This window comes from Mycobacterium sp. RTGN5, assembly GCF_033804465.1.
Classification (GTDB): Bacteria; Actinomycetota; Actinomycetes; order Mycobacteriales; family Mycobacteriaceae; genus Mycobacterium.
The window spans coordinates 258,536-273,242 of sequence record NZ_JAPZLA010000001.1 but is presented as its reverse complement, the minus strand read 5'-3'; the positions used below and the strand labels follow the sequence as shown (position 1 = coordinate 273,242).

Genomic DNA, 14,707 nt, shown 5'->3' with positions numbered 1-14,707 from the left:
GGAACGATCATGAAGCTCAACAGCTTGGCCGCCGCAGGCATTTCGATCGCCGCACTAATGGGACCGCAGGCGACAGCCGTTGCCGCCGCGGATAATTCATGCCCCGATGTCGAGGTCGTGTTCGCCCGCGGCACCTTCGAGGCGCCCGGAGTCGGCGCCACCGGCCAAGCCTTCGTCGACGCGCTGACCGCCCGACTGAACGGCAAGGACACCATCGGTGTCTATCCGGTCAGCTACCCGGCCTCGCTGGACTTCCAGCAAGCGGCCGAGGGTGTCGCCGACGCCAGCAATGAGATCGAGTCCCTGACGGCCAGCTGCCCCGACACCAAGATTGTGCTGGGCGGCTATTCGCAAGGTGCGGCGGTCGCCGGCTACACCACTACCGAGACCGTGCCGGCCGGCTTCGTCCTACCCACGGGCATCAGCGGGCCGATGCCGCCTGCGGTCGCGACTCACGTCACGGCGGTGGTGTTGTTCGGGACACCGTCGGACTGGGTCCTCGGCCTGGCCGATCACGGTGCCCCGCCGATCACCATCGGAGCGCTGTACGAGCCCAAGACCCTCGAACTGTGCGCTTCCGGGGATCCGGTGTGCTTCCCCGGCGGCTTGGACCGATCCGCGCACAGTGCCTACAAGAGCAACGGCATGACCGATCAGGCCGCCGAGTTCGTCGTCAACGCCATTGCGGCCGCACCGTCCGTCGCGCCGAGCCATACCGTCTGAGCGGGCGTAGTCTCGCAAGCGTCGAAAAGGACCAGGAGCGGCACCCGGTAAGCCCGCTCACTTCCGCAAGGAAGCTCCGTACCGCCCAGCGGACCCTCGGCAAGCAACTGGCGCTGACGTGCCGGCGGCTTGGCGCGGGCATTGCGGTGGGCCGTGTCGAACCTCCGGTTTCGCAGCGCCTCCAACAGGAGGTCACCATGCCGTTCATCCGAACCGGCGCCGGAGTCATCACCCAGATCAACACCTTCACCGTGCCCGAGGGTGGCCAGCAGCCGCTCATCGAATCACTCGAAGAGGCAGCACGATTCGCGAGCACCACGCCGGGCTGGCGCTCGGCCAGCCTGCACCGCAGCCAGGACGGCACCCGCGTGGTGAACTACGCGCAAAGCGACAGCCTCGAGGCGGCGCTGCGGGTGATCGAACGGTTACGCGCAGCGGGATTCTTGGACCGCAATGCCGATTACGGCCAGGCACATCCCGGGCTCTACGACGTGGTCTTCACATTGGAGCGCTAAGCCACAGCATCGTGAGGCAAAGTATCAGCGTGGATATCAACCTCACCGACAAAATCGCCGTCGTCACCGGCGCAAGCAAGGGTATCGGTCTGGCAATCAGCCAGACTTTGGCTGCTGCGGGCGCTCACGTGATCGCTGGTGCGCGACACAACAGCCCCGAGCTAGAGGCACTGGAGACCGCCGGCTCGGCCACCTTCATCGCCGCCGACCTGTCCACCGCGGAGGGACCGAAGGCTCTGGTCGCCGCCGCAGCGCAACGCGGTGGCGTCGACATCCTGGTCAACAACACCGGAGCGGTCACGCCGCGTTTCGACGGGCTGCTTTCGGTGTCCGACGAGGACTGGCTGGCCTCGTTGTCGGTGAATTTCCTGTCCGCCGTGCGGGCCACCCGAGAGGCCGTTCCGCACCTCCTCGCTCGTGGCGGCGGCTCGATCGTGTTCATCGGTTCGGTCAACGCGACGCTGCCGGAATGGAACATCGTCGACTACAGCGCCACCAAGGCGGCGCTGGCCAACTTCGCCAAGAGTGTGTCGAAGGAATTCGGCCGCAATGGGATCCGGGTCAACACGATCAGCCCCGGCCCGGTCGCCACCCCGTTGTGGCTGGCCGAGGGCGGCATCGCCGCGCAGTTCGCCGCGGCCAGCGGAGCCACCCCGGATCAGGTGGTGGACTCCGTGGTCGCCGGTTCGGCCACCGGCCGCTTCACCACCGCCCAAGAAGTCGCCGATCTCGCGCTGTTCCTGGCCAGCGGGCATTCGGCCAACATCATTGGCGCCGACGTCCGCATCGACGGCGGCTACGTGACCACCCTGTAGATCTGAAAAACCCTGAAAGGAACCGATCGACTTGAGCACCAAGCCCAATCCCGTCATCTTCATCCACGGCCTGTGGATCCACTCCAGCGCCTGGCAGCCGTGGCTGGAGCTGTTCGCCGAACGCGGCTACGCCGTCTCGGCCCCGGGCTGGCCGGGAGACTCCGACACTGTCGCCGCCACCCGTGACAACGCCGACGCCCTCAACGACATCGGTATCACCGAGATCGTCAACCACTACGCGGAGATCATCGACGCGGGGGGCAAGCACGAGGTGAAGCCGGTCGTCGTCGGGCATTCGTTCGGCGGGCTCATCGCGCAGGAGCTCCTCGCTGCCGGCCACATCGCCGCCGCCGTCGCGATCGACCCCGCGCCCATCAAGGGCGTGAAGGCTCTGCCGTGGGCGCAGCTGCGGTCGGCGTTCCCGGTGCTCGGCAACCCGTCCAACAAGCACCGGACCGTGTCCCTGACCGACAAGCAATTCCACTACGCCTTCGGCAACACCCTGACCGAGCAGGAGTCCGACGAGCTGCACGACAAATGGACGATTCCCGGCCCGGGCCGTCCGCTGTTCGAGGACGCCACCGCCAACTTCCACAAGGATTCGCCGGCCAAGGTGGACACCCACCTCGTCGATCGGGGCCCGCTGCTGCTGACGTCGGGAACCGAAGACCACACCGTTCCGCTCAAGGTGACCAAGGAGGTGTTCGGCCTGTACGAAAAGGGTGGCTCGGACACCGAATTCCACGAGTTCGAGGGCAAGGGTCACTCGCTGACCATCGACAGCGGCTGGCGTGAGGTCGCCGATGTCGCCCTGGACTGGCTGGCGCGCAAGGGGTTCTGACGTTGGCCGATATGGCCGGCGATCAGTCGATCGTCGGCCATATCGACCGTCTCCTGCCCCTTCGGGAGCTATCGTTCGACGCGCGAGTAGTGGCGACAATCCGGGGAGACATGAATGGCGCGTCGGCAGCCGTACACATGGCTGGCAGCAGGCGCTGTCGGTGTCGGAGTCGCGATCGCCGGGGGTTCGGGCGTCGCGGACGCTGATACCGGGACTGCATCGTCCACCGGCTCGTCACCGCAACACACCCAGCGCCCGGACTCGGCGCACGTCCGGCAAGCGCGTCCCCCAGCAGTCCAGCGGGCGCGGGCCGTGCCTTCGGCCGCTGCAGTGTCAAAGCCCGCTAAAAGTTCTGCGCCCGTGAGTCTTTCGGTGCTCAGCAGCCTCACGACGGGCTCGTCGACACCCCTGCCGTCCAGGCGGGCAATCGCCGCCAGTCCGGCGGCCAGCGTGCACGCTGCCGCGACGGCGCTGCCGCCGCCGCCCAATCCGGTAGCGGTGGTCCGGGGGATACAACTGGCGATCCTGCGCGCAGCGGTGCTGTTGGTGAACAACACGCCGCTCCGCAACGTGTTTGAAAAGTTGATTCCGCCGATCACTCTTCCCCAGACCACCGGGATACGCCTGATCGGCGTGCCGACGGGCTTCGCCCTGAGCAACGCCCCGCCGAGCACGGTGCTCAGCCCTGACGGCACGCAGCTCTACCAAGTCACCGTTCCGATCATCGCGTCAGGTTTTTTCGGCTGGCATTCGCCGTCGTACTCGACACTCACCGTGATCGACGCCAAGACCAATGCCGTTGTCGGCCATCCGATTAACTTCCAGGGCGAACCCGCGGGACCGCTCGTCGTCAGTCCGGATGGCACTCGCGTGTACATGACGTCAACGGTGTGGAGTGGCGGCTCGGCCGTCGCGTCCTACGTAACGACTATTGACACCTCGACCGCCACCGTCGTCGGCACACCGGTGAAGTTCGCCGGATGGACTTTCGGCGGCCCGGTGCTCAGCCCCGACGGCAGCCGCCTCTACCAGGCCACCTCGGCGGTGGGCTTCACCCAAACCATCACGGCGATCGACACCGCTACCGGCACCGTCGCCGGCACTCCGCTGATCCTGTCCGGCGGTGGTGTGGTCGGCGGACTCGTCCTGAGCTCAGACGGATCGCGGTTGAGCCTGACCACTCAAACCGCGAACCTGGCGGACGGTAAGCCGCAAACCGTATACATCGCGGTAGTCGACGCCGCCGACATCTCGCTCATCAGTCGAGTGACTCTCACGGGTGCTGCGGCCGGGGGCGTCGTGATGAGCCCTGACAGCACCGGGGCCGCACAGGCGGTCACACTGGGTACGACGACCTCGATCACCTATATCGATCTCACCGACGGCAGCGTCGCGTGGACGGCAACGGCCGACGGCTCCAGTATCTACTCTGTCTACGCGCCGATGTTCAGCGACAACGGATCTCGGGTCAGTGTGATCACCGCTGAGAACTCGTCTCCGCGGGTGACGGTTTACGACACGAGCAACGGCGACGTCGTCGGGACCCTCGCTCTGCCCGGCGCCACCACCGGGGAGACAACCGCATTGGTGCCCGACCCGAGCGGCAACCGCCTGTTCGTCGCAGCAGGCGCCTACACCGGTCCTACGTTCGTCACCGTCGTCGACACATCCAACGGCATCATGGTCGGCGATCCGGTGAGTGTGCCGGGGTTCGGCAGGCTCGTCGCTAGCGCTGATGGCTCCAGCGTGTACCTGCCAACCATCGCAGGCGATTATCCGAACACGAGCAAGTTCGTCGTGATAAACGGCGAAGGCGTCGTTACCGGTACGGCCGATATGCCGGGAGGGATCGGCCACGTGCTCGTCGGGCCTGGCGACGGGCGTGTTTACCTGCTCAACAGCACCGACGAACGGCGGCAGCTGATCGCACTGGACGCTGTCACCGCGGCGATCCTCGGCCCGGCGATAGCCCTCGATGGCTGGAAGTCCTACGACCTGGTGCTCAACCCGGATGGCACGAAGATCTACGACACCACCGTGGCGGACAACACTCAACCGAACTTCTGGTCACTCTTGACGTCGCTGTACGTCACCCGGGTAGCCGTGCTTGACACCGCCGCCATCTAGTCGGCCCGACCTGAATTGGCTTGCACAGAAGGACTTCCGACTATGACAGACATGACCGCGCTGCGGGCCCACCGCCGCGGCGGACCCGAGGTCTTGGTCGTGGAGCGGGCACCGGTTCCGGTGCCCGCTGCCGGCGAGGTCCTCATCGAGGTGCACGCCGCGGCGATCACGTTCGACGAGCTGACCTGGGACGAAACCTGGACTCGTGCCGGCGTCGACCGCACCCCGACGATCCCGTCGCACGAGGTGTCCGGCGTCGTGACGGGCACCGGCCAGAACGTCACCGATGTCACCGTCGGTGATGAGGTCTACGGGCTGATCCCGTTCGACCGTGACGGCGCCGCTGCCGAGTACGTGGCCGTGCCCGTCGACTGCCTGGCCGCCCGGCCCACGACGTGCTCGCACGTGCAGTCCGCCGCGCTGCCGCTCGCCGGCCTCACCGCATGGCAAGCGCTGGTCGACCACGCCGCCGTCCAACCCGGCGAGCGCGTGCTGGTCCACGGCGGTACCGGCGGGGTCGGCGCGCTGACCATCCAGCTCGCCGCCCGGCTGGGTGCCGACGTGACCACGACCGTCCGTAGCGATGTCGCCGAGCTGATGGCCGAACTGGGGGCGACGACGGTAATCGACACCCGCACCGCACAATTCGACGGTCCGGACGCGGAATACGACGTGGTCATCGACACCGTCGGCGGCCAGACGCTGGAGCGCTCCTTCGAAATTCTGCGACCCGGCGGGCGATTGGTCACTATCTCGGCACCGCCACCGCCCGGCAAGGCCGAGGCGTTCGACGTCAAGGCCGTGTTCTTCATCGTCACCCCCGACCGCCCGCAGCTGATCCACCTCGCTGAACTCGTCGACGCCGCCGCGATGCACATCGCGATCGCAGGCACTTTTCCCTTGCAGGATGGCCGCGCCGCATTCGAGAGCGGCCAGCGACCACACCGCAGTCCGGGCAAGACTGTCCTGATCGTCCGCGACTGACCAAAGGCAGGATGCGATGCACGACCTCGAGAAGGCGATCACCGATCGTCGGTCGATCCGGTTGTTTCTCCGCGACAAGCCGGTGCCGCAAGAGTTGGTGGTGGAGTCGCTGGAGCTGGCGATTCGCGCGCCGTCCAACTCCAACATCCAGCCCTGGCACGTGGTCTTCGCGTCGGGTCCGGCCCGTGACCGGTTGGCCGAGGCCCTGCTCGAACAAGCCGATATCGCCGCCCCACATGTGCCGGAACTGCCGGAGTCATTCGCCGATCGGCGCCGGGAACTGGGCGCCCTGGTCTACGGGACGATGGGAATCGCGCGCCACGACGCGGAAGCCAGACGCCTTGCGGTCCTGCGTAACTGGGAGTTCTTCCGCGCTCCCCTGGCCGGCATCGTGTGCATGCACCGCGATCTCGACCCCGTCGACGCCATCGGTGTCGGCATGTTCCTGCAGACCTTCCTGCTCGCCCTCACCGCACGCGGGCTGGGCAGCTGCGTGCAGGTGTCGGTGGCCGGCTATCCCGAAGTCCTGCGTGAACACCTGGGCATCGGCGAGGAGATGCGCATCCTGTGTGGCGTCTCGATCGGCTACCCCGATCCCGAGTTCGCCTGCAATGAGCTGGATGTGCCGCGCAATCCGCTCGAGAACAACTTCGTCTTCAAGGACAGTTGATCAGCGGGCCAGGTCCCACTGGCCGAAGTCGGGGGCCAGGACGTCGTCGACGTCGACACTGACCCCGTCGATGATCTGGCCCGGGTCCGACGCGGTGACGACCTCGCGCTGAAACAACACGGCGGCGGGCTCCCGCACCCCACCCGACCAGGCCCTGGTCTGCCACACCCAGCGATATCCCGGGGTGGTGGAGTGCCCGACGACACCGTCGCCGACGGCCCAGCTGCATTGGCGGGCACCGCCGTACATTCCGGTTCGTTCGACTCCCAGCACTGAGTTGATGCCGCGAAACCATTGGCTTGCAGTGGATTTCCATGCGTCGGCGGCGATGTCCTCGTCGACGCTGAAGAAGATCGGCGCGGAATCCGGTCCCCCTGCCGCGCCGTGCAGCCGCAGTGCGGTCTGCGCGTCGGCCACGCCGCCGTCGAAGCCGCGGGTGAAGTCCGATGGCGTTGGCCAGCCGGGTTTGCCGAACTGGTAGCAGCTGACGACATGCAGACCCGCCGCGATCAGCCCGTCGGTGTAGTCCCGGGTGACCGGCTTGAAATCGAATGTCGCGCCGGGACGCAGTTCGGACACGTACACCAACGCGCCGTCAAAGCCCGCGGCTTTGATCTGCTCCGGTGAGACGAGTCGGACCGCAAAATCGATGAGCCGCAACCCCTCTGCGGAAGCCTTCGGGGCACCGAGGACTTCCGTGGCGGCGATGCCGGCGAACGCCGCGGCGGCGTATTTGAATACGTCGCGCCGGGACGCCGCCGGTGTCACGACTGGGCCGGGATCAACGACGGGTCTCCGACGCCGATCGTGATCTGCGGGTTCGCCGAGGGGTCAAGCCAATTCAGGATCGACTTCATCTCCTCGCGTCCGATCGCGACGCACCCCCAGGTGGGGCTGCCGTTGGTCACGTGCAGGAAGATCCCGGCGACCTTGCCGGGAATGCGTTGGGGATTGGACGCGATGTTCACCGCGTAGTCGTAGACCGGTCCGGAGTCGTAGAGGTTCTCGGCGATCCCGGATGGTTGTCCCGAGCTGCGCACATGGGTGTTGTACGTCGGCGATTTACCGTCCTCGTCCCACCAGTCCTGATTGGTGGCCTGGAAATACGGCATCTTGGTGCCCGGGTTGGACTCGCGGCCGAAGGCCTGGTCGAACGCGAAGGTTCCGGCCGGGGTGCGGTAGACACCATCGGCGGGAGCACCGACACCGAGCTCACCGACCTTCGCCGGCGTGGGGCCCAGCACCACCTTCCAGTCCTGGCCCACCCGCTGGAAGGCGGTCAGCGTGCCGGTGGTGGCGCTGGCGGTCGGAACCCCGACGACGATCCACTGCATGGTCGCGACGGCGGGCTCCGCCGCGGCAGGGGCGGCCAGCGGCACGCTCATCAACACCGCACCGATGCTCGCCAGTGTCTTCAACGATTTCACGGGCACCTCGGGTATCGACTCGGCTGAAAGCAGGTTCATGGTAACCGCAACCTGCGTGCCTATCGGTGAGCCAACGGCCTCAGTCCCGCGCATATCCCAATTCGGCGACGGCATCGGGGTGGTGCTCAGCGGCCTCGGCGAAGTCGATTGTCACGTGGTCGACCACACAGGAGCGCACCGGGTTGGGTGAGGCGTAATCGGCCGAGACCGAGTAGGCGACACTGCGCCCAACCGAGATGGTCTGCTTGGGATCGAGGCCGGCCATCCGCATTCCGGCAAGGGTGGCGACCGCACGGTCGTCCACGGTCAAGACGACGTCACCGACCACCTCGAGTGGGCCCGGCCCTGGACCCGTCCGGGTGAAGGAGACGCCGAACACGCACCGCCCCAGAGGAATCGGAACATCTGAGGTGACGGTCTGCTCCTCACCACCGACGTTGGCGACGTAGTGCACGCGGCCACCGGCGAGGTAGAGTGCGTGGCCGCCCGACCGGCTGCCTTGCGAGAAGATCACGCCTTGGGCATCAGTGCTGTCGATCGACACCGGCGCGCGAAGCGCGAAGCTGCGGCCACGGATCAGCCCGCTCAGCGGGGTGTGGGCGGCGGGTGTGCCGGAGTAGAACCGGACGCGCTGGGGTGCCGCTGTCGCAGTGGCCACCCCGCGGGCAACAAGTTCCGACACGCTCAGATCGTTGAGTGGATATCCGTTGCAGCGCAGCGCCTCGGTATGCCACAAGGCCTTGAGCTCGTCGAGCTTGTCGGGATGGTCGGCGGCCAGGTCGTGGATCTGACTGCGATCGTCCTCGATGCGGAATAGCTCCCACCGATCCTGGTCGAACCTCGACCAGCCCGGAAGTCCCGACGCCACGGTCGGCGGGTGCACGGTGTTGGCGAACCAGCCGTCATGCCAGATGCCGCGCGTACCCATCATCGAATAGAACTGGGTGTGCTTGGCGGGGGGTGATTCCGAATTACGGAGTGCGGCAGCACAGCTCGTTCCATCCAATGGCACCTGGGCAATACCCTTGACGAGCTCGGGTGCGTCGATGCCGAGCAGGTCGTAGACCGTTGGCGTGATATCGCTGACGTGGACGTAGTGGTCGCGCACCTCGCCGCGCGAGCTCAAGCCGCTCGGCCAAGACAGCACGCAGGGATCGGCGATCCCACCCTCGTGGGAGGCATAACGCTTGAACAGCTTGTAGGGCGTATTGAAGGCCATCGCCCAGCCGTTTGAGTAGTTCATCTTCGTGCCGGGGCCGCCGAATTCGGCGTACCTCTCCAGGGTGGGCGGCGAATCGACCCCACCACGCATCGGAGTGAACTCATCGAGGGTCCCCGACTGTCCGCCTTCACCGCTGGCACCGTTGTCGGACATCGCGACGACGATCGTGTTGTCCAGTTGTCCGGTGTCTTCCAGGTAATCGAGGACCCGGCCGATCTGCGCGTCGGTGTAGCTGAGGAATCCGGCGAACACCTCGGCCATCCGGCAGGACACCCGCTTCTGGTCGTCGGACAGCGAATCCCACGGCGTCACGGTGTCGTGTTCGGGCCAGGGCGACCCGTCCACACTGGTGCATTCGGCGTAGGGATTCATCGGGGACACTTCGGTGTCCTCGGGCAACAGTCCGAGAGCCTTCTGGTTGGCCAGGGCGATATCGCGATAGCGCTCGTAGCCCATGTCGAATCGGCCCCGGTACTTGTCGGCCCATTCGGCGGCGACCTGATGCGGTGAGTGGCCGGCACCAGGGCACAGGTACATGAACCACGGCTTATCCGGGGCCGACGACCGATGGTCGCGCAGGAACCCGATGGCGTTGTCGGCGAGGTCTTTTGACAGGTGGTAACCCTGCTCCGGGGTGGCCGGCGGATCGATCGGCCGGCTGTCGCTGACCAGGCTCGGGTACCACTGGTCGGTCATGCCGTCGAGAAAGCCGTAATAGCGGTCGAAGCCGCGGCTCAGTGGCCAGTACCGTCGCGACCCGGCCGCATGGCAGTCCTCCGGTGGGGCGAGATGCCATTTGCCCACCGCGTACGTCGACCACCCGCGCTCGGCAAGCACTTCGGACACCAACGCGGTCTCGGCCGGAACGCGCCCGTTCTGTCCGGGGAAACCTTCGGTCATGTTCACCACCGAGGACACCCCGACCGTGGTGGCGTTGCGTCCCGTGAGCAGGGCAGCCCGCGTCGGCGAGCACAACGCGGTGGTGTGGAATTGCGTCAACCGGACGCCGCGGTCGGCGATGCGCCGCATGTTCGGCATCTCGACCAGACCGCCGAAGCAGTCCCACGTCGCGATTCCGGTGTCGTCCCACAACAGGTAGAGGACGTTGGGTGCGCCCTCGGGTGCGGACGCCCCGCGATACGGTCCCCAGTCGGGCACGGAGTCCCGGATGTCCTCGGCGATCTTTCCCTGAAACCCGGCAGCCTTCCCCTGGAACTCCACAGTGATGTCCTCCTGAGGGATGCCGGGTCGGTACTGTCCTGGACCGTACCGCCCCTTGCGCTCTATGGTGGGCGCTGTGACCCGGATTGCCGAATCCCCAGCGGAGTCTTCTCCGTGGTCGCCGCGTGAGGCCGAACTGCTGGCCGCGACGCTGCAGCTGTTGCAACAGCACGGGTATGAGCGGCTGACCGTGGACGCCGTCGCGGCGACAGCCAAAGCGAGCAAAGCGACCGTGTACCGGCGCTGGCCGTCGAAGGGTGAGCTGGTTCTGGCCGCCTTCATCGAGGGCTGCCGCCAGGTGGCGGTGGTCCCCGACACGGGGACGCTGCGAGGCGATCTGCTGCGTCTCGGCGAGGTGATCACCGCGCATGCCACCCAACACTCCGCCACCATGCGTGCGGTGATGGTCGAGGTGTCCCGCGATCCGGCACTGCGCGACGCGATGCAGCACCAGTTCCTCGACCAGCGCAAGGCGTTGATCGCGTTGGTGTTGCAGCACGCCGTCGACCGGGGTGAAATTCAGGCTGCCGCGATCACCGAGGAACTCTGGGACCTGCTGCCCGGCTACCTGATCTTCCGGTCGATCCTGCCCAACCACCCGCCGAATCAGACGACCGTGCAAGCCTTCGTCGACAACGTCCTCATCCCCAGCCTCACCAGACCGCTGACCTAGGGAACCCTTGCCCCAATGAGACCAGTACCGTACCGTACCGTCTAGAACAAGCGATCCCGGCCGCCCGGGAACCGATCGCTCCCCCGCCCAGTGTTCGTGTCGTCGGTTATCGAAAGGCCTACGGGTGCACAGGTTTCCGATCGGATCGCTGGCCCGGCGGGGTTGGATGTTGTTGGTCGCGGTGGCAGTGGTGGCCGCGGCGGGGCTCGCCGTGTACCGGTTGCACGCGATCTTCGGTGCGGAGGACGTCACGTCCACGCCAAGCGGCGCCGGCAACGACATCGTCCCGTTCAATCCCAAGCGCGTGGTCATGGAGGTCTTCGGCCCGCCGGGCACCGTCGCGACGATCACCTACACCGACGTCAACGCCCAACCACAGCGTGCCGATGCGGTGTCGCTGCCCTGGTCGTACGACACCACCACCACCCAGCCGGCGGTCTTCGTCAACGTCGCCGCCCAGGGCGACAGTGATTCGCTCGGCTGCCGTATCAAGATCGACGACGTAGTGAAAGACGAAAGATCGGTCAACACGTTGAACGCCTTCACCTATTGCCTGGACAAGTCCGGATGAGCGAGCAGCAGGTCACCGACCGCTCGTTCACGCACCGGGCAGCGCGAGCGTGCCGGACGCTCGCCGCGCCGATCCTGTTGGTCTGGCTCGTCATCGCGGCACTGTCCAATGCGCTCGTTCCGCAGCTCGAAGTCGTCGGTGAAGCCCACAACGTGGCATTGAGCTCACCCGACGCGCCGTCGCTGCAGGCGTTCCAGCGGATCGGCAAGGTCTTCGGTGAGTTCGATTCCGACAGCGCGGCGATGATCGTGCTGGAGGGCCAGCAGCCACTCGGAGCCGACGCTCATCTGTACTACGACAACCTGATCCAGCGCATCGAGGCCGACCACAAGCACGTCCAGCACGTCCAGGATTTCTGGGGAGATCCGCTGACAGCGGCGGGAGCGCAAAGCCCCGATGGCAAGGCCGCCTACGTTCAGGTATTCCTATCCGGCAATCAAGGCGAAGCGCTGTCATTGGCCTCCGTCGACGCCGTCCGCGACATCGTCGACCACACCCCGGCACCGCCCGGCGTCAAGGCGTACGTCACCGGTGCGGCACCGCAAGTCGCCGACCAATTCGAGACGGGCGACAAGGGCACCACGAAGGTCACCCTGTTGACCATCGGGGTGATCGCACTCATGTTGCTGATCGTCTACCGCTCGCTGGTCACGATGCTCTTGATGCTGATCACCGTCCTCATCGAAATGTCCGCGGCCCGAGGGATAGTGGCGTGGCTGGCCAACTCCGGATTCATCGGACTCTCGACGTACTCGACCAACATCCTCACGCTATTGGTCGTCGCCGCCGGCACGGACTACGCGATCTTCCTCGTCGGCCGCTATCACGAAGAGCGGTCGGCGGGTGTCGACCGGCAGACCGCGTTCTACGACACCTACCGCGGCACCTCACACGTCATTCTGGGTTCGGGCCTGACGATCATCGGCGCGGTCTTCTGCTTGAATTTCACCCGGAACCCCTACTTTCAGAGCCTCGGCATCCCGGCCGCGATCGGGGTTTTCATCGCGCTGATCGCCGCGCTGACCTTGGCCCCCGCCGTGCTGACCATCGGCAGCCACTTCGGGCTGATGGATCCCAAACGCCGTGCGAAGACCCGCGGCTGGCGGCGCATCGGCACGGCCATCGTGCGCTGGCCCGGTCCGATCCTCGTTGTCTCCCTGGCGATCGCACTGATCGGTCTGCTGGCCCTGCCCGGCTACAAGACCAGTTACGACGTCGGCGCCTACATGCCCGGCGATGCCCCTTCCAACGTCGGCTACACGGCTGCCGAGCGGCACTTCTCCAAGGCCCGGCTCAATCCCGAGCTGCTGATGATCGAGACCAATCACGATCTGCGGAATCCCACCGACATGATCCTGTTGGAGCGAGTCGCCAAGGCCGTCTTCCACACGCCCGGCATCGCGATGGTCCAATCCATCACGCGCCCACTGGGAACGCCGTTGGACCACACCTCGCTGGCATTTCAGATCAGCGCGGGCAGCCTCGGACAGATTAACAACCTGCCGTTCCAGCAGGCCCGGGCCGCCGACCTGGTCAAGCAGGTGAGCGAGATCGACACGTCGATCAATATCCTGCGCCAGCAGTACGCCCTGCAGCAGCAGAGTTCCGAGGCCACGCACGAGCAGGTCGAGGCGTTTCACAAAACCGTCGAGGTAGCCCAGGACCTGCGCAACAAGATCGCCAACTTCGACGACTTCTTCCGACCGCTCCGTAATTATTTCTATTGGGAGCCACACTGTTTCGATATTCCGGCCTGCGCCGCGCTGCGATCGGTCTTTGACGCTCTCGACGGCATCGACGCGCTGACGGACCAATTAGCCAATGTCACAGCGAGTTTGGACAAGCTGGATGCGCTGCAGCCGAAGCTGCTCGCCCTGATCCCGCAGAACATCGACAGTCAGCAAGCCAACCGCGACCTGACGATGACGAACTACGCCACCCAGTCGGGCCTCTACGACCAGTCCGCGGCCGCGCTGCAGAACGCGACGGCTCTCGGTCAGGCGTTTGACGCCGCCAAGACCGACGACTCGTTTTACGTCCCGCCGGAAGCCTTCAGTAACCCCGAGTTCCAGCGCGGGCTCAAGCTGTTCCTCTCCCCCGACGGCAAGGCCGCCAGGATGATCATCACCCATGACGTGGATCCCGCTACGCCCGAGGGGCTTTCGCATATCGATGCGATGCGGCACTCGGCGCAGGAGGCGATCAAGGGGACTCCGCTGGCCGGCTCGAGCATCTATATCGGCGGCACGGCGTCGACCTATAAAGACATCGCGGACATGGCCAAGTACGACCTGGTGATCGCCGGGGTCGCCGCGCTCAGCCTGATCCTGCTCATCATGATGTTCATCACCCGCAGCATCGTCGCCGCGGTGGTCATCGTGGGCACGGTGGCATTGTCGCTTGGCGCCTCATTCGGACTGTCAGTTCTGGTCTGGCAGTACCTGTTCGGTATGCCGCTGTACTGGGTCGTATTGGCACTGGCCGTGATCCTGCTGCTGGCGGTGGGATCGGACTACAACTTGCTGCTGATATCCCGGTTCAAGGAGGAGATCGGCGCCGGGCTCAACACCGGCATCATCCGCGCGATGGCCAGCACCGGTGGCGTCGTCACCGCCGCCGGCCTGGTATTCGCCTTCACCATGGCCTCATTCATCTTCAGCGACCTGTTGGTGCTCGGCCAGATCGGCACGACCATCGGTCTGGGTCTGCTGTTCGACACGCTGATCGTGCGGTCGTTCATGACCCCGTCGATCGCTGCGCTGCTGGGCCGTTGGTTCTGGTGGCCACTGCGCGTGCGACCACGGCCGGCCAGCGCGATGTTGCGCCCCTATGGCACCCGCGAATCCGTGCGCCAACTGCTGCTTTGGGAAGACGACGCCAAGCTGTAAAGGGCGTTGTCAGCCAAAACACATTGTTTC

13 protein-coding genes are annotated in these 14,707 nt (G+C 65.8%); 10 read left to right on the top strand and 3 right to left on the bottom strand.

The window, feature by feature from the left end; all coding sequences use genetic code 11:
- The first annotated feature begins 9 nt into the window (after positions 1–9).
- The 7 genes from SLQ31_RS01260 to SLQ31_RS01230 all read left to right on the top strand — a co-directional run bounded on the left by SLQ31_RS01260 (position 10) and on the right by SLQ31_RS01230 (position 6,675).
- Positions 10–723 carry a cutinase family protein gene (locus tag SLQ31_RS01260; protein ID WP_319428939.1) on the top strand — a complete coding sequence of 238 codons (714 nt, stop codon included), beginning with the start codon at positions 10–12 and terminating at the stop codon, positions 721–723.
- A gap of 197 nt (positions 724–920) precedes the next feature.
- The gene (locus SLQ31_RS01255) at positions 921–1,238 is read left to right on the top strand and encodes an antibiotic biosynthesis monooxygenase family protein (protein WP_319428937.1); all 318 of its coding nucleotides are present in this window, start codon (positions 921–923) and stop codon (positions 1,236–1,238) included.
- Between the two features lie 29 nt (positions 1,239–1,267).
- Positions 1,268–2,053, top strand: coding sequence for an SDR family NAD(P)-dependent oxidoreductase (locus SLQ31_RS01250; RefSeq protein ID WP_319428936.1), 786 nt, complete (start codon positions 1,268–1,270; stop codon positions 2,051–2,053).
- 31 nt (positions 2,054–2,084) lie between these two features.
- Positions 2,085–2,894, top strand: coding sequence for an alpha/beta hydrolase (locus SLQ31_RS01245; protein ID WP_319428935.1), 810 nt, complete (start codon positions 2,085–2,087; stop codon positions 2,892–2,894).
- Between the two features lie 360 nt (positions 2,895–3,254).
- Positions 3,255–5,021, top strand: coding sequence for a hypothetical protein (locus SLQ31_RS01240; protein ID WP_319428934.1), 1,767 nt, complete (start codon positions 3,255–3,257; stop codon positions 5,019–5,021).
- A gap of 51 nt (positions 5,022–5,072) precedes the next feature.
- Positions 5,073–6,005, top strand: coding sequence for an NADP-dependent oxidoreductase (locus SLQ31_RS01235; RefSeq protein ID WP_319432734.1), 933 nt, complete (start codon positions 5,073–5,075; stop codon positions 6,003–6,005).
- A gap of 16 nt (positions 6,006–6,021) precedes the next feature.
- Entirely contained in the window at positions 6,022–6,675 is a 654-nt protein-coding gene (locus tag SLQ31_RS01230; RefSeq protein ID WP_319428933.1) for a nitroreductase, read from the top strand.
- Here SLQ31_RS01230 and SLQ31_RS01225 read toward each other — a convergent pair whose 3' ends face one another.
- From SLQ31_RS01225 to SLQ31_RS01215, 3 genes are read right to left on the bottom strand one after another with little or no spacing between them, the layout of a single operon-like run.
- The gene (locus SLQ31_RS01225; RefSeq protein ID WP_413641493.1) at positions 6,676–7,443 is read right to left on the bottom strand and encodes a DUF1906 domain-containing protein; all 768 of its coding nucleotides are present in this window, start codon (positions 7,441–7,443) and stop codon (positions 6,676–6,678) included.
- Positions 7,440–8,141 (bottom strand): L,D-transpeptidase family protein, encoded by a 702-nt coding sequence (locus SLQ31_RS01220; RefSeq protein WP_319428932.1) that lies wholly within the window; start codon positions 8,139–8,141, stop codon positions 7,440–7,442. Before SLQ31_RS01220 ends, SLQ31_RS01225 begins: the two co-directional genes overlap by 4 nt.
- A gap of 40 nt (positions 8,142–8,181) precedes the next feature.
- Complete coding sequence (locus SLQ31_RS01215; protein ID WP_319428930.1) at positions 8,182–10,545, bottom strand: sulfatase-like hydrolase/transferase; 2,364 nt, start codon at positions 10,543–10,545, stop codon at positions 8,182–8,184.
- A gap of 64 nt (positions 10,546–10,609) precedes the next feature.
- Between SLQ31_RS01215 and SLQ31_RS01210 the strand changes: the two genes are divergently transcribed.
- The 3 genes from SLQ31_RS01210 to SLQ31_RS01200 all read left to right on the top strand — a co-directional run bounded on the left by SLQ31_RS01210 (position 10,610) and on the right by SLQ31_RS01200 (position 14,677).
- Entirely contained in the window at positions 10,610–11,218 is a 609-nt protein-coding gene (locus SLQ31_RS01210) for a TetR-like C-terminal domain-containing protein (RefSeq protein ID WP_319428929.1), read from the top strand.
- A gap of 166 nt (positions 11,219–11,384) precedes the next feature.
- A complete protein-coding gene (locus tag SLQ31_RS01205; RefSeq protein WP_319432730.1) occupies positions 11,385–11,789 on the top strand; it encodes an MmpS family transport accessory protein in 405 nt (134 codons plus the stop codon).
- Positions 11,786–14,677, top strand: a complete 2,892-nt coding sequence (locus tag SLQ31_RS01200) for an MMPL family transporter (protein WP_319428927.1) — start codon at positions 11,786–11,788, stop codon at positions 14,675–14,677. The genes SLQ31_RS01205 and SLQ31_RS01200 overlap by 4 nt, the downstream gene beginning before the upstream one ends.
- The last annotated feature ends 30 nt before the right edge of the window (positions 14,678–14,707 follow it).

Bases quoted from the DNA above. Each gene is read 5' to 3' on its own strand.
- SLQ31_RS01200 (WP_319428927.1), top strand. From the start codon at position 11,786: ATGAGCGAGCAGCAGGTCACCGACCGCTCGTTCACGCACCGGGCAGCG.
- SLQ31_RS01205 (WP_319432730.1), top strand. From the start codon at position 11,385: ATGTTGTTGGTCGCGGTGGCAGTGGTGGCCGCGGCGGGGCTCGCCGTG.
- SLQ31_RS01255 (WP_319428937.1), top strand. From the start codon at position 921: ATGCCGTTCATCCGAACCGGCGCCGGAGTCATCACCCAGATCAACACC.
- SLQ31_RS01235 (WP_319432734.1), top strand. From the start codon at position 5,073: ATGACCGCGCTGCGGGCCCACCGCCGCGGCGGACCCGAGGTCTTGGTC.
- SLQ31_RS01230 (WP_319428933.1), top strand. From the start codon at position 6,022: ATGCACGACCTCGAGAAGGCGATCACCGATCGTCGGTCGATCCGGTTG.
- SLQ31_RS01260 (WP_319428939.1), top strand. From the start codon at position 10: ATGAAGCTCAACAGCTTGGCCGCCGCAGGCATTTCGATCGCCGCACTA.
- SLQ31_RS01210 (WP_319428929.1), top strand. From the start codon at position 10,610: ATGGTGGGCGCTGTGACCCGGATTGCCGAATCCCCAGCGGAGTCTTCT.
- SLQ31_RS01220 (WP_319428932.1), bottom strand. From the start codon at position 8,141: ATGAACCTGCTTTCAGCCGAGTCGATACCCGAGGTGCCCGTGAAATCG.